This is a genomic window from Lysinibacillus sp. FSL M8-0134 (assembly GCF_038069745.1).
Taxonomy (GTDB): domain Bacteria; phylum Bacillota; class Bacilli; order Bacillales_A; family Planococcaceae; genus Lysinibacillus; species Lysinibacillus irui.
Genome location: NZ_JBBPAJ010000002.1, coordinates 352897 through 373226, shown reverse-complemented (window position 1 = coordinate 373226; position 20330 = coordinate 352897). Strand labels below are relative to the sequence as shown.

The window sequence follows — 20330 nt, the reverse complement described above, 5'->3', positions numbered from 1 at the left end:
GCAGAATTGATTTCGTGCTATAGCATCATTAACCGTCTTATAAAAATATGGTAACATGGAGCGATTTACACGAATAATATTTAAAAAATATGCATGGCTTAGCTTTTTCATATAATAGACAAGCACAGATTGTACAACGATGAGATCGAAGAAGATGTTTGATAAGTCAGTTACCCAATTTAAAATTATTAAAAATATTTTCGCATAAGTTTATGCTTTTTTAAGAAATTAATTAGAGGGAGTTTAACATTCCATTCTAATATAGTTTTGAAGGTATAAGAAACCTTTCGATTTTTCATAATGAGTTTGACATAACTCAAAAATATAAACAGTGGAGGTAACTAGCTATGAAAAAGTTCTTAATAATTTCTGTTGCAGCAATGGCACTACTTGCAGCATGTCAAGATAAGGAGCCTGCAAAAGGTAACACTACGAATAGTGAGGAAGTAAAAACAGAAGGTGCTACATCAGAAAATACTACGAATGACCAGGCACAGGAGCAATTAACGAAGGGCCAAGAAATGGCCAATATCCTAAGCAGTACAAACTGGCAAGGTACAAAAGTATACGATAAGGACCAAAATGATTTAACTGCGGAGAACGCAAATTTCATCGGCTTAGCAAAATATGATGTTGCAACAGGTCACTATGAATTTTTTGATGCTGCAACAGGTGAAAGTCGTGACGATAAAGGAACATTCTTTATTACAAATGATGGGAAACAAAGGATTTTAATTTCTGAATCCAAGAATTATCAAGCAGTTGTAGAGATTATTGAGTTAAACGATAGTATCTTTACTTATAAACGAATGGGGAAGGATGCTGCTGGGAATGATGTAGAAGTATTTGTGGAACATATACCTTATAAAGAAAAAGATTTGGCATTTACAGATTCGGATAAAACACTAGATGCATCAACTGGTGATATTGTTACAAACATTGATGGAGACAAAATTTTAGCAAACACACTATGGCATGGAACTGTTGTTTTAGATGAAGCGGGTCATGATGTAACAGAATTCAATTCAAATTTCATCAGCATTGCAAAATATGATGCTGATACAAATAAATATGAATTTTTCAATCCTGAAACGGGTGAAAGTCGTGGAGACTATGGCTACTTTGATGTCATCCATGATAATAAAATAAGAGCTCACGTTTCTCTTGGTGACAATAAATATGGTGTCGCACTTGAAATTACTGAAATGAATGATAAGAAGTTTACGTACAAACGAACAGGTAAAGATAAAGATGGTAATGATGTAACGGTATTTGTAGAGCATGAGCCATACGAAGGTGAATTCGAGCCAGAATTTACAATGCAATAAAATTGTTCTTCCTCCCTTTAATATAGAAGAAACTAAAACTCTCAAGTTCAATACTTGGGAGTTTTTTTTTCTTTCTGGCATAGTTCATCCACTAATTTCGTACACTATATGTAAAAGGGTGGTGGATATGGGTGAAGCGCTGGCTTGCACTAGGAGTAATTATGCTAATGAGTATAGTGGTCGTGGCATATGAAACAAATGCTTCGGACCGTAACTTCTTTTTACCAGACCCACTTGGTGGCATTAAAATTGTCATTGATGCAGGGCATGGTGGGGAGGATGGAGGAGCTTCAAAGGGCGAAGTAATTGAAAAGGATATTACACTTGCAATTGCTCAGCATGTAGAGAAGCAATTAAAGAAGAAAGGCGCAACAGTCGTAATGACACGTACAAAAAATGGAGATGTTATTGATGAGCATGCGCCATCAGAAAAATATGGGACATTAAGAGAACGGAAAAAGCAGGATATCTTTTTAAGAAAGGATATCGTGGAAAAAGAAAAACCAGATGTGTTTATTACTATTCATGCAAATGCCATACCGGAAACAAAATGGCGTGGTGCCCAAGTATTTTATCATAAGGAAGGACATGCTGATGGTGAGATATTAGCTAAAAGTATTCAGCAATCCATTCGTAATAACTTAAAAAACACCGATCGAGAAGCGTTGTCTATTAAACAAATCTATTTACTGAAGAAAGCGGAAGTACCTGCAGCATTAGTGGAAACTGGATTTATTAGTAATGATGAGGAACGTGCACTATTAATAGATAAGAATTACCAAGAAAAAATGGCAGATGCTATAGTTGAAGGTATAGAAGAGTATTTATTAGCTAAAATTGAGTAGAGCAACATCTACAACGTAAATCAAATCATTATGATATACTAACAATGAGACAAGATAAGGGGAGTGTTCGCCGTGATTACTGAACAACAAGTACGAGAAATACTGGGACAACTACAAGATCCATTTTTACATAAATCGCTTGCAGAAACAGATGGTATTACAAACGTAGCAATTAAAGAAGAAAAAAATCATGTCAGTGTAAAAGTTGCGATCGCTAAATTAAACACACCAGAACAATTACAGCTTCAAATGAAAATTGTTGAGGTTTTAAAAGAAGCGGGTGCAAACACAGTCGGTATTCGCTTTGAAGAATTATCAGCAGAAAAATTACAAAGCTTCCGTGGCACAGCTACAGAATCAGAAGCTCAGGATATTTTATCACCATTAAGCACAGTTCAAGTAATTTCTATTGCTTCTGGTAAAGGTGGTGTAGGTAAGTCTACTGTATCTGTTAACTTAGCTGTTGCTTTAGCCCGTTTAGGTAAAAAAGTGGGCTTAATTGATGCAGATATTTATGGATTTAGTGTGCCAGATATGATGGGTGTTACAGATATGCCTAAGGTAGTAGACAATCGTATATACCCAGTAGATCGCTTTGGTGTAAAAATGATTTCTATGGGCTTCTTTGTGGAAAACAATGCACCTATCGTATGGCGTGGGCCAATGTTAGGTAAAGTATTAGATCAATTCTTCCGCGATGTTGAATGGGGAGAGCTTGATTATTTACTATTAGATTTGCCACCGGGAACAGGTGATGTAGCATTAGATATTCATCAAATGTTACCGTCATCAAAAGAAATCGTTGTTACAACACCACATCCAACGGCTGCATTTGTTGCAGCTCGTGCAGGCGCTATGGCTCTGCAAACAGACCATGAAATTTTAGGTGTTATTGAAAATATGGCTTGGTTTGAATCTAAATCAGGCGAGCGAGAATTTGTCTTTGGTCAAGGCGGTGGTCCTAAGCTAGCTGAAGAGCTACGTACAGAGCTACTTGGACAAATCCCACTTGGGCAACCTGATTGGACGGATGAAGATTTTGCTCCTTCTGTTTATGCTGAAAACCATTCAACAGGTCAAATTTATTTAGATATCGCAACGAAAGTCATTGAGAAATTAAGTAAATAAATAAAAAACCGGATAATCTCCACTTTGGGGAAAATCCGGTTTTTATATTGCTATTCTGGTTATTCAGTGCCTTTTTGCTCCTTATCCGTACCGCCACCACTATCGCCACTTGCTTCCTTCTTATCGCCACTTCCAGATGAACCCGTTTCGCCGCCGCCACTCTTTTTAATAAGTTCTTGCCATTTAGATTGCATTAAAGGGCTTTCGATTGTATCCTTCACGACTTCCTCCATTTGCTTGCGCATATTGGATGATTTTAGGATGGTTTCTAACTGCTTCTGCATATCAGGTTGCCCGAAAAAAGCCTCCATATCCTTTTGGAAAGTAGGATCTTTTATTAATTCCTTCATAATATCCTGTTGCTGTTTTTGCATGCTTTTCGCAACAGTTTCTTTAAATTTTGGATCTTCAAAGGTTTTCTTCCAAAAGTCTTCTGCTTCCTTGGAAAGTAATGTTTCTTCTGTAGCCTTTTTCACTTCATCATGCTCTAAAATCAAAAGCTCACGGAAACTTGGCTCTTCTAAAAGCTGTCGCAATGCCTTCTTACCATCCTCTGTTTGTAAAGAGTCGATCATGATTTTTTTTATTTCATCATAGGACATGGTAGAGGTTTTATCTTGTGCACAGGCAGAAAGAAAAAGCATTAAAATCAATAATAAGATGAATTTTCGCATCGACAATCAGTCCTTTCTCTAGATAGACTCTTTCAATTATTGTTCACATTTCTGATGACTTTATGTATTGGATAGGATGAGAATTAGCTTTTTTAACAATGCATTGATAAAATAAGGACAGATATATTGAGAAATTGGGGGACTTTTAGTTGTGACGATACGAAATTGGGCAAAGTTTTTCTTCTTTGCAATGCTCGTTGGTGGTGTAGTCAACGGAGTTTTTAGTTTATTTATTCGCTGGGAATTCTTCCAACCCTACATAGTAAACGGTCAATGGGGCGAGTTTTTTGCTGGTCTTTTATGGATGGTTTTCTTAGGCTTTACAATGAGTGTTATTGCACAGGCAGGTTTTTTTGCTTATTTAACACTTCATCAAGTAGGTGTAAATATTTTTAGAACACTGACATTATGGAATTGGGTACAGCTTTTATTAATCGCAATTACTATTTTTGATATTGTCTTCTTCCGTTTCGTACCGGGGGTAAAGGATGGGCAAAGCTGGTTATTTTATACGGGTTTATTGATCGTTCTCATTTTTGGAGCATTAGCGACAGCGGTCCAAAAAGTAAAATTAACAGGAAAAAAACATGTATTAATTTCTGCCCTTTTCTTTATGATTGTGATTACAACATTGGAATGGACAATTGCTTTAATGGGTCGTGATGAAAACATTAATGAATATGTTGCGCTATTATTATTCCCGTTATTGGCTGTTAATGCGTATCAATTATTAGTATTACCGAAATATAATGCAAAATCCGATGAAGATCGTCAAAAATTAGAAGCACGTCGCAAAGCACGTCGTCAACAAGCAAAAAATGCATAAGAAAAATTGCCTCTACTAATGGAGGCAATTTTTTTATGGGGATTTTTTTGTTTGAACCTTATAGCCAAATATATTTTCTTCAATTGACATAAACTTATTTTGTTGTATAAGTTTATTTAGATCTTTAAAAGGTATTTTATTGTTTTGATGGAGCGGGAAAAATACAAAATCGCCTTTTTGCAATTTTGGAGTCTTCTCACCTTGCCAAATAAGAGAAGGTGACAATAAATTCATTTGTTGCTGAAACAGAGATTTTTGCAGGTCCTGTGAATATTGATGATTCCGAGTAGCGAACCACAGTGGTTTTTCCTTCAAATATTTTTCATAGGTATTAATTTCTTTTTCTATGAGAGCAATGTCTACTGGTTCATCTGTTGAATCTTCTGGGCCAAGCAACCCCGTAGGTAATTTTCGTTCATGTATGATTTTTATATGTTCGGGGGAACGCTTAATCCAATCTGTATCTAAAAGTAAAAGTGGATAAGGTTCTTTTACCGTTTGGAGCCATTCTAATAGAGAGTCATCTGAGAATGAAATCTCAACAATAAGAGACGTACCATAATGTCCTTTCGTGACTACTACTGGTGCATTAGCAATATTAAATACAGAAATCATCGTTGAATTTATAGGCTTTAGAAAAACAAAGAGAGTTACGATAAAAAGCAGTGAAATCAACGTTTTGCGGACCATAATAATAACCCCGTTTCTAAAATTTTAAAGAAAAAATGAATCTCTTTAAAAAAACTTATGATTTACTGTTGACTTTCATGAATAATCGATGTTATTATGTATAAGTCGCCAAGAGGTGACAGAGAAATCAACAACATGAACCTTGAAAACTGAACAAGCAAAACGTAATCAATAAAGTTTTAAGTAACTAGTTTCGGCTAGTGAACAAAACAAAATTTTGGACATCAAAATTGATGCCAGCAAAACAATTTGAGCTAATCAAATTTCTTTTATGGAGAGTTTGATCCTGGCTCAGGACGAACGCTGGCGGCGTGCCTAATACATGCAAGTCGAGCGAACAGAGAAGGAGCTTGCTCCTTTGACGTTAGCGGCGGACGGGTGAGTAACACGTGGGCAACCTACCTTATAGTTTGGGATAACTCCGGGAAACCGGGGCTAATACCGAATAATCTGTTCCACCTCATGGTGGAACACTGAAAGACGGTTTCGGCTGTCGCTATAAGATGGGCCCGCGGCGCATTAGCTAGTTGGTGAGGTAACGGCTCACCAAGGCGACGATGCGTAGCCGACCTGAGAGGGTGATCGGCCACACTGGGACTGAGACACGGCCCAGACTCCTACGGGAGGCAGCAGTAGGGAATCTTCCACAATGGGCGAAAGCCTGATGGAGCAACGCCGCGTGAGTGAAGAAGGTTTTCGGATCGTAAAACTCTGTTGTAAGGGAAGAACAAGTACAGTAGTAACTGGCTGTACCTTGACGGTACCTTATTAGAAAGCCACGGCTAACTACGTGCCAGCAGCCGCGGTAATACGTAGGTGGCAAGCGTTGTCCGGAATTATTGGGCGTAAAGCGCGCGCAGGCGGTCCTTTAAGTCTGATGTGAAAGCCCACGGCTCAACCGTGGAGGGTCATTGGAAACTGGGGGACTTGAGTGCAGAAGAGGAAAGTGGAATTCCAAGTGTAGCGGTGAAATGCGTAGAGATTTGGAGGAACACCAGTGGCGAAGGCGACTTTCTGGTCTGTAACTGACGCTGAGGCGCGAAAGCGTGGGGAGCAAACAGGATTAGATACCCTGGTAGTCCACGCCGTAAACGATGAGTGCTAAGTGTTAGGGGGTTTCCGCCCCTTAGTGCTGCAGCTAACGCATTAAGCACTCCGCCTGGGGAGTACGGTCGCAAGACTGAAACTCAAAGGAATTGACGGGGGCCCGCACAAGCGGTGGAGCATGTGGTTTAATTCGAAGCAACGCGAAGAACCTTACCAGGTCTTGACATCCCGTTGACCACTGTAGAGATATAGTTTCCCCTTCGGGGGCAACGGTGACAGGTGGTGCATGGTTGTCGTCAGCTCGTGTCGTGAGATGTTGGGTTAAGTCCCGCAACGAGCGCAACCCTTGATCTTAGTTGCCATCATTTAGTTGGGCACTCTAAGGTGACTGCCGGTGACAAACCGGAGGAAGGTGGGGATGACGTCAAATCATCATGCCCCTTATGACCTGGGCTACACACGTGCTACAATGGACGATACAAACGGTTGCCAACTCGCGAGAGGGAGCTAATCCGATAAAGTCGTTCTCAGTTCGGATTGTAGGCTGCAACTCGCCTACATGAAGCCGGAATCGCTAGTAATCGCGGATCAGCATGCCGCGGTGAATACGTTCCCGGGCCTTGTACACACCGCCCGTCACACCACGAGAGTTTGTAACACCCGAAGTCGGTGAGGTAACCTTTTGGAGCCAGCCGCCGAAGGTGGGATAGATGATTGGGGTGAAGTCGTAACAAGGTAGCCGTATCGGAAGGTGCGGCTGGATCACCTCCTTTCTAAGGATTATTTCGGAATACAAACCTTGGGTTTGTAAGATTACGTTTTGCGTTCAGTTTTGAAGGTTCATTCTTCCGAATGAAATACTTCAAATATTTGCTCCTGTCGCTACGCTTTCGTCGCAAAGCTGCGAAGAAGTAGAAGCAGGCAGTAACTTTGTTCTTTGAAAACTGGATAAAACGACATTGAAATTGTAACAAACACATTTATTTTTTAAGTTTTTTATAGGCTTAATAACATTAGTAAGGTTTCAAGACACGAGCAGTTCTAGGAAGCAATCGAGTGAATGAAGGAGCGTACTTCAGTACGTGACTGATTGAACGAGTGAAGCTGACAACGAAATGCGATGTGTATTGAAAGCTGTAGGTTAAGTTATTAAGGGCGCACGGCGAATGCCTTGGCACTAGGAGCCGAAGAAGGACGGCACTAACACCGATATGCTTCGGGGAGCTGTAAGTGAGCTTTGATCCGGAGATTTCCGAATGGGGGAACCCACTACGTTTAATCGCGTAGTATCTTGACGTGAATACATAGCGTCTTGAAGGCAGACCCAGGGAACTGAAACATCTAAGTACCTGGAGGAAGAGAAAGAAAAATCGATTCCCTGAGTAGCGGCGAGCGAAACGGGAAGAGCCCAAACCAAGAGGCTTGCCTCTTGGGGTTGTAGGACACTCTATACGGAGTTACAAAAGAGCGAGTTAGATGAAGCGACTTGGAAAGGTCCGCCAGAGCAGGTAAAAGCCCTGTAGTCGAAAGTTCGTTCTCTCCTGAGTGGATCCTGAGTACGGCGGAACACGTGAAATTCCGTCGGAATCCGGGAGGACCATCTCCCAAGGCTAAATACTACCTAGTGACCGATAGTGAACCAGTACCGTGAGGGAAAGGTGAAAAGCACCCCGGGAGGGGAGTGAAAGAGATCCTGAAACCGTGTGCCTACAAGTAGTTAGAGCCCGTTAATGGGTGATAGCGTGCCTTTTGTAGAATGAACCGGCGAGTTACGATTACGTGCAAGGTTAAGCTTTAGAAGGCGGAGCCGCAGCGAAAGCGAGTCTGAATAGGGCGAAATAGTACGTGGTCGTAGACCCGAAACCAGGTGATCTACCCATGTCCAGGGTGAAGGTAAGGTAACACTTACTGGAGGCCCGAACCCACGCACGTTGAAAAGTGCGGGGATGAGGTGTGGGTAGCGGAGAAATTCCAATCGAACTTGGAGATAGCTGGTTCTCTCCGAAATAGCTTTAGGGCTAGCCTCGTGATGAGAATACTGGAGGTAGAGCACTGTTTGGACTAGGGGGCCATCCCGGTTTACCGAATTCAGACAAACTCCGAATGCCAGATATTTATACACGGGAGTCAGACTGCGAGTGATAAGATCCGTAGTCAAAAGGGAAACAGCCCAGACCACCAGCTAAGGTCCCAAAGTAATCGTTAAGTGGAAAAGGATGTGGCGTTGCACAGACAACCAGGATGTTGGCTTAGAAGCAGCCATCATTTAAAGAGTGCGTAATAGCTCACTGGTCGAGTGACGCTGCGCCGAAAATGTATCGGGGCTAAACGATTCACCGAAGCTGTGGATTGACATCTACGATGTCAGTGGTAGGAGAGCGTTCTAAGTGCGTTGAAGTCAGACCGGAAGGACTGGTGGAGCGCTTAGAAGTGAGAATGCCGGTATGAGTAGCGAAAGACGGGTGAGAATCCCGTCCACCGTATGACTAAGGTTTCCTGAGGAAGGCTCGTCCGCTCAGGGTTAGTCGGGACCTAAGCCGAGGCCGACAGGCGTAGGCGATGGACAACAGGTTGATATTCCTGTACCACCTCCTCACCGTTTGAGAAATGGGGGGACGCAGTAGGATAGGGTAAGCGCGCTGTTGGTTATGCGCGTCCAAGCAGTAAGGCGTGTGTGTAGGCAAATCCGCACACTGTAACGTTGAGCTGTGATGGCGAGTCCGTATGGACGAAGTTCCTGATTTCACACTGCCAAGAAAAGCCTCTATCGAGGTGAGAGGTGCCCGTACCGCAAACCGACACAGGTAGTCGAGGAGAGAATCCTAAGGTGTGCGAGAGAACTCTCGTTAAGGAACTCGGCAAAATGACCCCGTAACTTCGGGAGAAGGGGTGCTCTTGAGCGTGCAAGCGCATGAGAGCCGCAGTGAATAGGCCCAGGCGACTGTTTAGCAAAAACACAGGTCTCTGCAAAACCGTAAGGTGACGTATAGGGGCTGACGCCTGCCCGGTGCTGGAAGGTTAAGAGGAGTGGTTAGCGCAAGCGAAGCTGCGAATTGAAGCCCCAGTAAACGGCGGCCGTAACTATAACGGTCCTAAGGTAGCGAAATTCCTTGTCGGGTAAGTTCCGACCCGCACGAAAGGCGTAACGATCTGGGCACTGTCTCAACGAGAGACTCGGTGAAATTATAGTACCTGTGAAGATGCAGGTTACCCGCGACAGGACGGAAAGACCCCGTGGAGCTTTACTGTAGCCTGATATTGAATTTTGGTACAACTTGTACAGGATAGGTAGGAGCCAGAGATCTCGGAGCGCCAGCTTCGAAGGAGGCGTCGGTGGGATACTACCCTGGTTGTATTGAAATTCTAACCCATGCCCCTTAGCGGGGCAGGAGACAGTGTCAGGCGGACAGTTTGACTGGGGCGGTCGCCTCCTAAAAGGTAACGGAGGCGCCCAAAGGTTCCCTCAGAATGGTTGGAAATCATTCGTAGAGTGTAAAGGCACAAGGGAGCTTGACTGCGAGACCTACAAGTCGAGCAGGGTCGAAAGACGGGCTTAGTGATCCGGTGGTTCCGCATGGAAGGGCCATCGCTCAACGGATAAAAGCTACCCCGGGGATAACAGGCTTATCTCCCCCAAGAGTCCACATCGACGGGGAGGTTTGGCACCTCGATGTCGGCTCATCGCATCCTGGGGCTGTAGTCGGTCCCAAGGGTTGGGCTGTTCGCCCATTAAAGCGGTACGCGAGCTGGGTTCAGAACGTCGTGAGACAGTTCGGTCCCTATCCGTCGTGGGCGTAGGAAATTTGAGAGGAGCTGTCCTTAGTACGAGAGGACCGGGATGGACACACCGCTGGTGTACCAGTTGTCTTGCCAAAGGCATCGCTGGGTAGCTATGTGTGGACGGGATAAGTGCTGAAAGCATCTAAGCATGAAGCCCCCCTCAAGATGAGATTTCCCATTACGCAAGTAAGTAAGATCCCTCAAAGACGATGAGGTAGATAGGTTCGAGGTGGAAGTGTGGTGACACATGGAGCTGACGAATACTAATCGATCGAGGACTTAACCAAATTGTTTGAAGCATTCAATGCACCGTTTATCCAGTTTTGAAAGAACAATACTTTCAACAATAAAAATGAGAGCTTCAAGACACAAGTAGAACAAGGAAGCAACCGAGTGATTGAGGGAGCGTACTAATGTACGTGACTGATTGAGCGAGAGCAGCTGACGGAGTAATACGCCGTGTATTGAAGGTCGAATATAGTCTAGTGATGATGGCAAAGAGGTCACACCCGTTCCCATACCGAACACGGAAGTTAAGCTCTTTAGCGCCGATGGTAGTTGGGGGCTTCCCCCTGTGAGAGTAGGACGTCGCTAGGCGCAAAAAGTCGCTGCTGATACACTCAGTAGTGGCTTTTTTTATTTATGCTGATAAAAAAATTGTATATAGTAAGAAAGGCGTTCCTTAATAGGAGCGCCTTTTTATTTTCAATATGTTGTTATGAATGCGTATGAACAGTAGAAGCTCGAAGTTCAATACGGCGAATCTTCCCGGATGTTGTTTTCGGTAACTCATCAATAAAGACGATACTTCGAGGGTATTTATAAGGCGCTGTTAACGTTTTTACATGCTCTTGTAGCTCCTTTATTAACTCTTCTTCATCACGGGCCTTGAAGCCGTCTCGTAAAATAATAAAGGCCTTTACAATATGCCCTCTAATTTCATCTGGCGCGGCAACAACTGCACACTCTTGTACAGCTTCATGTTTGTTTAAGGCATCCTCTACCTCGAATGGTCCGATGGTATAACCAGATGAAATAATAATGTCATCTCCACGACCTTCAAACCAGAAGTAACCATCCTCATCGCATTTTGCCTGATCACCAGTAATATACCAATCACCACGGAATGCTGCTTGAGTACGTTCAGGCTCCTTGTAATATTCTTTAAATAGAGCAGGGGAGGATTTGTGAACGGCAATATCACCAACCTCGCCAACCGGTGCTTCATTACCTTCATTGTCGATAATACGTACAATATTACCTGGTGTTGGAACACCCATTGATCCTGGACGTAATTCAGTGTTTTCAAGTGTACCAATTAATAATGTATTTTCTGTCTGCCCGTAACCATCTCGTACTTTAAGTCCAAAATGCTTCATGAAAGTTTCGATGACTGGACGATTTAATGGTTCACCAGCAGAAACGGCACTACGGAGAGAGGAAAGATTATAGTCTTGTAGATTATCAATTTTCGCCATGATACGATATTCAGTCGGTGTACAACATAGGACATTAATTTTTTCCTCTTGCATTAATTGAAGGTATGTCTTTGCATCAAACCCACCATGATAAACGAATGCTGTGGCACCAAGCATGATTGTGGATAAGAAAGGACTCCAAATCCATTTTTGCCATCCCGGGGCTGCAGTTGCCCAAACTAAATCACCTTCACGAACGCAAAGCCATTTTGAAGCAGCTGTTCGAATATGTGCATATCCCCAGCCATGTGAATGAACAACACCTTTAGGTTTACCGGTTGTCCCTGAAGTATACGAAAGGAATGCCATATCATCACGTTTTGTCGCTACAGCTGTAAATGTAGTTGGCTGTGTACTTGCTAATTCATCTAAAGAAGTCCATTCTTCTTTTGCACTACCGATAACTAATTTGTTATTTAATGCGTCTACAGTAGAAGCTATTTGATCAACCTCACCAGTAAATGCCTCATAGGCAATAACGGCACTAGCAGAAGAATGTTCCATACGATATTCCAAGTCACTTGCACGTAGCATTTCTGAACATGAAATAGGAACAATGCCAGCCTTTAAGCAGCCAAGAAAAACGAAATAGGCTTCTGGTAGGCGAGGTATAATAACTAAAACGCGATCCCCTTTTTGAAGCCCTATCTTCGTAAACGCATTGGCGTATTGGTTCATTTTTTGGACAAGTTCAACATATGAAACTGTTCTTCTCTCTTGTTGTGTATTTAACCAACGTATTGCTTGACGATCACTATCCTGCGAAAACTTTTCTAATTCCTCTGTGATGTTATAAAACTCAGGTGCAATTAAATCATTTGATACCATAAGAACATTCCTCCCCCAGGAAATTTGATAGAAAATTCATAAAACTATTTTTATTTTAACAATTACAATAATATACAGCAAGAATATTTAGTACGTAAAATAGAAATATTAGATATAATAGAGAACTATTATGCATTGAATTAATCTGTAAGCATCCTTCGACAAAAAAATATAAAAATTTTCACCAAATGTGTTGCATTATTTAGAATGCTTGCTATAATAAGAAATGTACTTAAGAGGTTATTTAAAACCGAATTGAATAGTATTGTTCCGAAGTAGCTCAGTTGGTAGTAGCACCTGACTGTTAATCAGGTTGTCGCAGGTTCGAGTCCTGCCTTCGGAGCCATTTTTTTGTCCATTTTTAAGATTCTGTTGTACATAAAAATTTTTTTGTAGAAAAGTGTTGCAACAATTAGGAAAAGATGTTATTATAAGTCTTGTCCTGTTTAAGACATAAGAATGGCCCCTTGGTCAAGTGGTTAAGACACCGCCCTTTCACGGCGGTAACACGGGTTCGAATCCCGTAGGGGTCACCAATAAAACATAGGCTTTAAAAAGAAAATAAACTGTGATATAACACCTGTTTCTATGGAGGATTAGCTCAGCTGGGAGAGCATCTGCCTTACAAGCAGAGGGTCGGCGGTTCGAGCCCGTCATCCTCCACCATTATTGTGTTATTCCGGAGGGGTAGCGAAGTGGCTAAACGCGGCGGACTGTAAATCCGCTCCTTAGGGTTCGGCGGTTCGAATCCGTCCCCCTCCACCAGTTTTATAAATGATTGGGGTATAGCCAAGCGGTAAGGCAACGGATTTTGATTCCGTCATGCCTAGGTTCGAATCCTAGTACCCCAGCCATTTTTCTTTTATGAGCCATTAGCTCAGTTGGTAGAGCATCTGACTTTTAATCAGAGGGTCGAAGGTTCGAGTCCTTCATGGCTCACTTTTTTAGAATAAAATACATTCAAAAGTGTTATATTAATTACTGATAACTAATCTCTTACTGAAAACAGTAGGAGATTTTTTTATGTTCTCTAAATTTGAATAAATATGCATATTTTTGTCGGGTTGAGCCAAGTGGTATGTAGGCTTTACAATAATCTTATAACTTTTAGGGGGTATAAAAACATGAATAAACTTAATATTTCTATTATTGGAGTACCAACAGATTACGGACAAGCACGTCGTGGTGTAGATATGGGACCTAGTGCTATCCGTTATGCGGGGGTTGTAGAACGTTTAGAAGCTATTGGACACGAAGTACAAGATCAAGGAGATATTCGTGTTAGCCAAAAGCAAGCGGATGCCGCAGTAGATGAAAAATTACTTAATTTAGAGGAAGTAGTGGAGGTTAGTACTGCTTTAGCTAATAGTGTGCATGAAGTAGTGGAACAGAAAAAGTTCCCGCTTGTATTTGGTGGAGATCACAGTATTGCGATTGGGACATTAGCGGGACTAGGTGAGCATTATAAAAACCTTGGTGTTATTTGGTATGACGCTCATGCGGATTTAAATACACCTGAGACAACACCTTCAGGTAATATCCATGGTATGCCATTAGCGGTTAGTATCGGACTAGGTCACGAACGTTTAGTCCAAATTCGCAACTATGCTCCAAAAATTAAACCAGAGAACGTTATTATTATCGGAGCTCGTTCAGTAGATCCTGGTGAGCGTGATTTGATTAAAGAGCAAGGCATCAAAGTTTATACAATGCATGAGATTGACCGACTTGGAATGACGCGTGTCATGGAAGATGCACTCGCTTATTTAAAAGAGCGTAATGTTGATGGTTTACATTTATCTCTTGATTTAGATGGATTAGATCCGCTATATACTCCAGGGGTTGGTACGCCTGTTCCAGGAGGAATTACGTATCGTGAAAGTCATTTAGCAATGGAGATGCTACAGGAATCTGGGATGGTAACATCAGCGGAGTTTGTAGAAGTAAATCCAATTTTAGATGAGAAGAATACAACGGCAAATGTAGCTGTTGCATTAATGGGATCATTATTTGGAGAAACACTAGTTTAAAGAAAATTTTACAAAAAATTGCCTGTTGCCACATTGCATAAAAATCTTTTGCTATAATTAAATTAAAACGAAACTTTTCTTATCGATGGGTCGTATAGTATAAGACAGTTGTAAAGGTGGAGAAGTCAACACGATGGATGCGTTAGTAAATAAGAGAATAAAACAAGTGCTTAAAGGCGATCAAAACGCATTTGCCGATATTGTGAGTCTCTATCAGCACAAACTGTACCAAGTATGCTATCGAATGTTAGGCAACAAACAAGAGTCCGAAGACATTGCTCAAGAGGCTTTTGTGCGTGCTTATATGAACTTGCATACATTTGATCAGAAAAGAAAGTTTTCGACGTGGCTTTATCGCATAGCGACAAACCTCTGCATTGACCGTATTCGAAAAAAGAAACCGGATTATTATTTAGATGCAGAAGTAGCTGGTACAGAAGGGCTTGATATGTATTCGCAAATCGCAGCAGACGACCAGCTACCAGAGGAGCAGTTAGAGCAAATGGAGCTGCAAGATCGCATTCAATATGAAATTGGACGTTTGCCGGATAAATACCGTTCAGTTATAGTATTGAAGTATATAGAAGAGTTATCGTTGCAAGAGATTAGCGAGATTTTAGATATGCCGCTTGGAACGGTGAAAACAAGGATTCACCGCGGACGTGAGGCATTACGTAAACAGTTAAACAATCTGTAGGAGGGGGAGCGTCATGAATACTTGTCCAGAGCATATTATAGACTATATGCATGATTATTTAGACGGTGACATTAGTCGTGAGCATGAGCAAGAGTTGAAACAACACTTGCATACATGTAATGATTGTAAACAGTTGATGCAAGAATTGAGTGAAACAATCGCCTTTGTGAAGAGTGCTTCCCATATTACAGCGCCTCCGGATTTTGAAGCAGCAGTAATGGCTCGTTTACCTAAGCCAAAAAGTCGAGTAGGTATACAAAAATGGATACGCCGGCATCCGTTTTTTGTGGCAGCAGCAGTATTTTGCTTATTTATGAGTGCTACATTATTAGGTAGCTTCATGGATGATCAGCATTTCTCCGTAACCAAACAACCAAATTTAGTTGTGGATGGTCAAACGGTGATTGTACCTGAAGGAGAAGTGGTGAAGGGTGATATTGTTGTGAAAAACGGCGATTTGATTGTTGAAGGTGAAGTTGATGGCAACGTCACAGTGATTAACGGGCAATATATGGCATCTTCAGCGGTAGTTTCCGGAAGAATTGAGGAAATTGACGAAGTATTTGAATGGCTTTGGTATACGATTAAAAATTCTGTAAAGACGGCCATGACATTTGAGGAAAAAGAAGAAACTAAATAACACTCTATACGTCCTAAAAAATAGTGCACGTGAGAGGCTGAAAGGTCTACTCTTTAGAGTAGACTTTTTATTTGAAAAAAGTTACATTTGTTAAGAATGTGATATACTTGAATGTGTATGGATTCGCAATGAAAAGTGGGGGATGCCACGTGCAAATTATCGAACATTTCACGGATTTAACTCCTGTGAATATTGTTATTAACTTCATTGATGTACTGCTCGTTTGGTACGTTGTTTATAAAGTCTTAACCCTCATTAAAGGTACAAAGGCTGTCCAATTACTTAAGGGAATTTTCGTCATTATTATTGCACGAATTGCAACAGACCTTTTAGGGTTACAAACACTAGGCTGGATGTTACAACAGGTCATTGAGTTTGGTTTCTTAGCGATTATTATCATATTCCAACCTGAAATCAGACGTGGTCTAGAACAAATTGGCCGAGGAAAGCTATTCCAACGTTCATCTAGTCAAGAAGAAGAAGAACAAACAAGACTCATTGAGGCTATGAAGAAGTCTGTTAGTTATATGGCTAAAAGACGAATTGGTGCGTTAATTTCTATAGAAAAAGAAACGGGTCTTAATGAATATATTGAAACAGGTATAGGACTAAATGCTGAAATTTCGTCAGAACTTCTCATTAATATCTTTATACCTAATACGCCGCTACATGATGGAGCGGTTATTATGCAAAAAGATAAAGTTACGGCAGCAGCATGTTATTTACCACTTTCTGAAAGTCCGTTTATTTCAAAAGAGCTAGGGACACGTCACCGTGCTGCACTTGGTTTAAGTGAAGTTACAGATGCTATTACAATTGTTGTATCAGAGGAAACGGGTGCAATTAGTCTTACATTAAACGGTAATCTCCATCGCAATCTTTCTCTAGAGGAGTTCGAAACACTGTTACGCAAAATGTGGTTCGGTTCAGCACAGGAATCTAATGCAGCCTCTAAGTTGACTTGGAGGGGGAAAAAGAATGGATAAAATGATGGATAGCCCTTGGGTATTAAGAATCATCGCGCTATTTTTAGCATTTTTGCTTTTTTTCTCAGTTCGTACTGAGCTATCTCCAATAAGTAAAACAACAACGAACGAACAAACAGATGTCATTCGTGATGTTCCAGTAGATGTTTATTACGATAATGAAAATCTTATTGTATCAGGCTTACCTGAAACAGTCGATGTTACCATTGAAGGTCCAATGCCTCTGGTTTTAAAAGCAAAAGCCGCAAAAGACTTTTCTATATTTGTTGATTTAAGCAATTTATTGATTGGAGAGCATGATGTAAAGCTAAAATACGAAAATATTTCTGATAAGTTAAAGGTTACATTAGACCCTGCAACAGTTCATGTGAATATTGAGGAAAAGGTCACACAGGAATTCCGTGTTGACCCTGAAATGAATAAGCGTCTCATCCAAGAAGGTTATATATTAAAAGATATGACAGCCAATCCTCCTACCGTTTACGTGACGGGTGCAAAAAGTGCTATTGAAAGCATAAGCTATGTAAAAGCTACTGTTACAGGTGAACAAGGTCTTACTCAGTCATTTTCACAGGAGGCAGCAGTAAAAGTATTAGATCGAGATTTAAATAAGTTAGATGTGACAATTGAACCTGAAACAGTTAAGGTTCAAGTAGATATCGAAGAATATAGTCGAGAGATACCTGTTGTGCTCAGGGAAACAGGGCAAGCGGCACAAGACATTACGATTAATTCATTAACATTTACACCGAAAATGATTAAAGTATTTGGTAGAAAATCAATTATTGATGGTTTAACTGAAATACCAATTACAGTTGACCTGTCAAAAATTACAGAGTCCAAAACATATGAATTTGATGTAAAATTACCAGATGGTGTAACAAAAATATCTGACAAAAAAATAAAAGTGAAGGCAGATATTACAAAGGTAGAGAAAGAGGAACAACCGAAAACACCAGCTTCTACAGAGGAAACGCCACAGTTACCGCCACCTCCAACTGAAGAAACTGATGAGGTTGATGATAACACTACTACTGATAAAAATACGCCAACTGAGGAAACGGAAGATATTGATTCTTAAACAATATGTGACTATAATTTTATTTTGATTCTAAATCAAAAATCCAATCGGAGTTTGTTTTGGTGAGTAGGAATTATTCTTTCACCAAACAAACTGGCTGATAGGAATATTAATAATTACCAATGAATGAACAAAACAGACTTTTCCAAAAGTAGGCGGACAAGTGTCTAATGAATTTATTCATTAGGCACAGTCTTGCATTGAAGGAGAGAATAAGTAGAATGGGTAAATATTTTGGAACAGATGGCGTCCGTGGCGTCGCGAATAGTGAATTAACACCGGAATTTGCATTTAAACTTGGTCGTATAGGTGGCTATGTTTTAACAAAGGATGCAACTGACCGTCCAAAGGTTTTAATTGGTCGTGACACACGTATTTCAGGTGAAATGCTTGAAGGTGCACTTGTTGCTGGTCTTTTATCAATTGGAGTCGAGGTAATGCGTCTGGGTATTATTTCAACGCCAGGTGTGGCATATCTTACTCGTATTATGAGCGCAGATGCAGGCGTCATGATTTCAGCTTCACATAACCCAGTTGCTGATAATGGCATTAAATTTTTTGGTCCGGATGGCTTTAAGCTAACTGATGCACAAGAAGAGGAAATTGAAGTACTACTGGACGCTCAAGAGGATACATTACCACGTCCAATCGGCGCAGAATTAGGTTCTGTAAGTGATTACTTCGAAGGTGGTCAAAAATATATTCAATACTTAAAGCAAACAGTGGATGAAGAATTTGATGGTATCCATGTCGCACTAGATTGTGCACATGGTGCAACATCATCATTGGCTACACATCTATTTGCGGATCTAGAAGCTGACATTTCTACAATGGGTGCTTCCCCAACTGGCTTAAATATTAATGATGGTGTAGGCTCAACACATCCAGAGGGATTAGCTAAATTTGTTTTAGATAAAAATGCAGATGTAGGTTTAGCATTTGATGGTGATGGCGACCGTTTAATTGCTGTAGATGAAAACGGTAAAATTGTTGATGGCGACCAGATCATGTTTATTATTGGTAAGCATTTAAATTCGGTTGGACGATTAAAGAAGCAAACAATTGTTTCAACAGTAATGAGCAACATGGGCTTCTACAAAGCTGTAGCAGACAATGATATGCAAAGTGTACAGACAGCTGTAGGAGATCGTTATGTTGTCGAGGAAATGCGTGCCAATGATTACAATTTAGGTGGCGAACAATCAGGACATATCGTTTTTCTAGATTTTAATACAACAGGTGATGGTTTACTTACAGGAATTCAGCTTGTTAATATTATGAAAGCGACAGGTAAAAAGCTTTCAGAACTTGCTGCTGACATGAAAATATTCCCTCAGCGTCTTGTTAATGTTCGCGTAACAGACAAGCATGCTGTGACGGATAATACGAAGGTTGCAGCTGTAATTGCAGATGTAGAAGCTGAAATGGCAGGCAATGGTCGTGTCTTAGTACGTCCTTCAGGTACAGAGCCACTAGTACGTGTTATGGTGGAAGCTGCAACAGAAAATGATTGTGAGCGTTTTGTTGAGCGTATTGCGGACGTTGTACGTCAAGAAATGGGTTTAACAGAATAGTGTTAATTAGAAACTCGATTTCCATTTACAGGAGATCGGGTTTTTCTTATTTGTAAAAATGTTTTAAATAAGTGAGATGGGGAACAGTAATAAGGAGTCACAATAACAAGGAGTGTTTTATTGATATGGCTAAAATTGCTACAGTTATTACGGATATGTTCGAGGACATTGAATTTACAAGTCCTAAAGAAGCTTTAGAAGCGGCTGGACATCAGCTAGTAACAATTGATACGGAAGCAGGTAAGGAAGTAAAGGGGAAACATGGAGCGACCGTAAAAATCGATAAAGGCATTGATGAAGTAAAAGCTACAGAATTCGATGCTCTCTTTATCCCTGGTGGTTTTTCTCCTGATATATTACGCGCGGATGATCGTATAGTGGCATTTGTTAAATCCTTTATGGATGATATGAAGCCTACCTTTGCCATTTGTCATGGACCCCAACTGCTCATTACAGCTAAGACTTTAAATGGTCGTGATGCAACAGGCTATAAATCCATTCAAGTAGATTTAGAAAATGCTGGGGCAATATTCCATGATGAAGAAGTCTTTGTTTGTCAAAAGCAGCTTGTAACAAGTAGAACACCAGATGACCTCCCAGCCTTTAATAGAGAAATCGTTAAATTATTGGGTAGTAAATAAAAAGCGGGCACAAGCATGAAGTTGCTTGTGCTTTTTTATGGCTCTGGCGTTGAACTG

Annotated in this window: 13 protein-coding genes, 6 tRNA genes, 3 rRNA genes and 1 pseudogene; 20 read left to right on the top strand and 3 right to left on the bottom strand. The window is 41.0% G+C overall.

Annotation, left to right across the window (positions count from 1 at the left end):
- Window positions 1-500 precede the first annotated feature (500 nt).
- The 3 genes and pseudogenes from MKY49_RS21740 to MKY49_RS21730 all read left to right on the top strand — a co-directional run.
- Window positions 501-1328, top strand: a pseudogene (locus tag MKY49_RS21740) (DUF4822 domain-containing protein); the annotation flags it as partial.
- Window positions 1329-1459: 131 nt separating this feature from the next.
- The gene (locus tag MKY49_RS21735; protein WP_274794939.1) at window positions 1460-2173 is read left to right on the top strand and encodes an N-acetylmuramoyl-L-alanine amidase; all 714 of its coding nucleotides are present in this window, start codon (window positions 1460-1462) and stop codon (window positions 2171-2173) included.
- 72 nt (window positions 2174-2245) lie between these two features.
- Window positions 2246-3301 (top strand): P-loop NTPase, encoded by a 1056-nt coding sequence (locus MKY49_RS21730; protein ID WP_274794938.1) that lies wholly within the window; start codon window positions 2246-2248, stop codon window positions 3299-3301.
- A 59-nt stretch (window positions 3302-3360) separates the two neighbouring features.
- On the opposite strand, the gene gerD is transcribed toward MKY49_RS21730, so the two are convergent.
- On the bottom strand, window positions 3361-3975 hold the full coding sequence (gene gerD / locus MKY49_RS21725; protein ID WP_274794937.1) for a spore germination lipoprotein GerD: 615 nt from the start codon (window positions 3973-3975) through the stop codon (window positions 3361-3363).
- Between the two features lie 151 nt (window positions 3976-4126).
- On the opposite strand from gerD, the gene MKY49_RS21720 reads away from it, so the two are divergent.
- Window positions 4127-4801 carry a KinB-signaling pathway activation protein gene (locus MKY49_RS21720; RefSeq protein ID WP_274794936.1) on the top strand — a complete coding sequence of 225 codons (675 nt, stop codon included), beginning with the start codon at window positions 4127-4129 and terminating at the stop codon, window positions 4799-4801.
- A gap of 33 nt (window positions 4802-4834) precedes the next feature.
- Here MKY49_RS21720 and MKY49_RS21715 read toward each other — a convergent pair whose 3' ends face one another.
- Window positions 4835-5491, bottom strand: coding sequence for a hypothetical protein (locus MKY49_RS21715; RefSeq protein WP_274794935.1), 657 nt, complete (start codon window positions 5489-5491; stop codon window positions 4835-4837).
- A gap of 268 nt (window positions 5492-5759) precedes the next feature.
- Between MKY49_RS21715 and MKY49_RS21710 the strand changes: the two genes are divergently transcribed.
- The 3 genes from MKY49_RS21710 (at window position 5760) to rrf (ending at window position 10915) form a co-directional block, all read left to right on the top strand.
- Window positions 5760-7311: ribosomal RNA gene (locus tag MKY49_RS21710) — 16S ribosomal RNA — on the top strand.
- 366 nt (window positions 7312-7677) lie between these two features.
- Window positions 7678-10605 (top strand): 23S ribosomal RNA (locus MKY49_RS21705).
- Window positions 10606-10799: 194 nt separating this feature from the next.
- Window positions 10800-10915 (top strand): 5S ribosomal RNA (gene rrf, locus MKY49_RS21700).
- Together the 16S, 23S and 5S rRNA genes form the textbook arrangement of a ribosomal RNA operon.
- A 119-nt stretch (window positions 10916-11034) precedes the next feature.
- Here rrf and mbcS read toward each other — a convergent pair.
- Window positions 11035-12624 (bottom strand): acyl-CoA synthetase MbcS, encoded by a 1590-nt coding sequence (gene mbcS, locus MKY49_RS21695; protein ID WP_274794934.1) that lies wholly within the window; start codon window positions 12622-12624, stop codon window positions 11035-11037.
- Between the two features lie 269 nt (window positions 12625-12893).
- On the opposite strand from mbcS, the gene MKY49_RS21690 reads away from it, so the two are divergent.
- From MKY49_RS21690 to MKY49_RS21630, 13 genes are all read left to right on the top strand, one after another.
- Window positions 12894-12970 (top strand) — tRNA-Asn (locus MKY49_RS21690).
- Window positions 12971-13085: 115 nt separating this feature from the next.
- A tRNA-Glu gene (locus MKY49_RS21685) sits at window positions 13086-13160 on the top strand.
- 54 nt (window positions 13161-13214) lie between these two features.
- Window positions 13215-13290: transfer RNA gene (locus MKY49_RS21680), tRNA-Val, on the top strand.
- A gap of 15 nt (window positions 13291-13305) precedes the next feature.
- Window positions 13306-13389 (top strand) — tRNA-Tyr (locus tag MKY49_RS21675).
- 14 nt (window positions 13390-13403) lie between these two features.
- Window positions 13404-13478: transfer RNA gene (locus MKY49_RS21670), tRNA-Gln, on the top strand.
- Between the two features lie 12 nt (window positions 13479-13490).
- Window positions 13491-13563, top strand: a tRNA-Lys gene (locus tag MKY49_RS21665).
- 185 nt (window positions 13564-13748) lie between these two features.
- Window positions 13749-14654: an arginase gene (gene rocF, locus MKY49_RS21660; RefSeq protein WP_274794933.1), complete on the top strand. Its 906-nt coding sequence runs from the start codon at window positions 13749-13751 to the stop codon at window positions 14652-14654.
- Between the two features lie 133 nt (window positions 14655-14787).
- Window positions 14788-15351: an RNA polymerase sigma factor SigW gene (gene sigW, locus MKY49_RS21655; RefSeq protein WP_004225410.1), complete on the top strand. Its 564-nt coding sequence runs from the start codon at window positions 14788-14790 to the stop codon at window positions 15349-15351.
- Between the two features lie 13 nt (window positions 15352-15364).
- Window positions 15365-15991 (top strand): anti-sigma factor family protein, encoded by a 627-nt coding sequence (locus MKY49_RS21650; RefSeq protein WP_312506593.1) that lies wholly within the window; start codon window positions 15365-15367, stop codon window positions 15989-15991.
- 149 nt (window positions 15992-16140) lie between these two features.
- Window positions 16141-16977, top strand: a complete 837-nt coding sequence (gene cdaA, locus MKY49_RS21645; RefSeq protein ID WP_274794931.1) for a diadenylate cyclase CdaA — start codon at window positions 16141-16143, stop codon at window positions 16975-16977.
- Entirely contained in the window at window positions 16970-18058 is a 1089-nt protein-coding gene (locus tag MKY49_RS21640) for a CdaR family protein (RefSeq protein ID WP_274794930.1), read from the top strand. The genes cdaA and MKY49_RS21640 overlap by 8 nt, the downstream gene beginning before the upstream one ends.
- 221 nt (window positions 18059-18279) lie before the next feature.
- A complete protein-coding gene (gene glmM, locus MKY49_RS21635; RefSeq protein WP_341387077.1) occupies window positions 18280-19632 on the top strand; it encodes a phosphoglucosamine mutase in 1353 nt (450 codons plus the stop codon).
- Between the two features lie 125 nt (window positions 19633-19757).
- Window positions 19758-20273, top strand: a complete 516-nt coding sequence (locus MKY49_RS21630) for a type 1 glutamine amidotransferase domain-containing protein (RefSeq protein WP_341387076.1) — start codon at window positions 19758-19760, stop codon at window positions 20271-20273.
- Window positions 20274-20330 lie beyond the last annotated feature (57 nt).

Bases quoted from the DNA above. Each gene is read 5' to 3' on its own strand.
- sigW (WP_004225410.1), top strand. From the start codon at position 14,788: ATGGATGCGTTAGTAAATAAGAGAATAAAACAAGTGCTTAAAGGCGAT.
- gerD (WP_274794937.1), bottom strand. From the start codon at position 3,975: ATGCGAAAATTCATCTTATTATTGATTTTAATGCTTTTTCTTTCTGCC.
- glmM (WP_341387077.1), top strand. From the start codon at position 18,280: ATGGGTAAATATTTTGGAACAGATGGCGTCCGTGGCGTCGCGAATAGT.
- MKY49_RS21640 (WP_274794930.1), top strand. From the start codon at position 16,970: ATGGATAAAATGATGGATAGCCCTTGGGTATTAAGAATCATCGCGCTA.
- MKY49_RS21630 (WP_341387076.1), top strand. From the start codon at position 19,758: ATGGCTAAAATTGCTACAGTTATTACGGATATGTTCGAGGACATTGAA.
- MKY49_RS21715 (WP_274794935.1), bottom strand. From the start codon at position 5,491: ATGGTCCGCAAAACGTTGATTTCACTGCTTTTTATCGTAACTCTCTTT.
- MKY49_RS21650 (WP_312506593.1), top strand. From the start codon at position 15,365: ATGAATACTTGTCCAGAGCATATTATAGACTATATGCATGATTATTTA.
- rocF (WP_274794933.1), top strand. From the start codon at position 13,749: ATGAATAAACTTAATATTTCTATTATTGGAGTACCAACAGATTACGGA.
- mbcS (WP_274794934.1), bottom strand. From the start codon at position 12,624: ATGGTATCAAATGATTTAATTGCACCTGAGTTTTATAACATCACAGAG.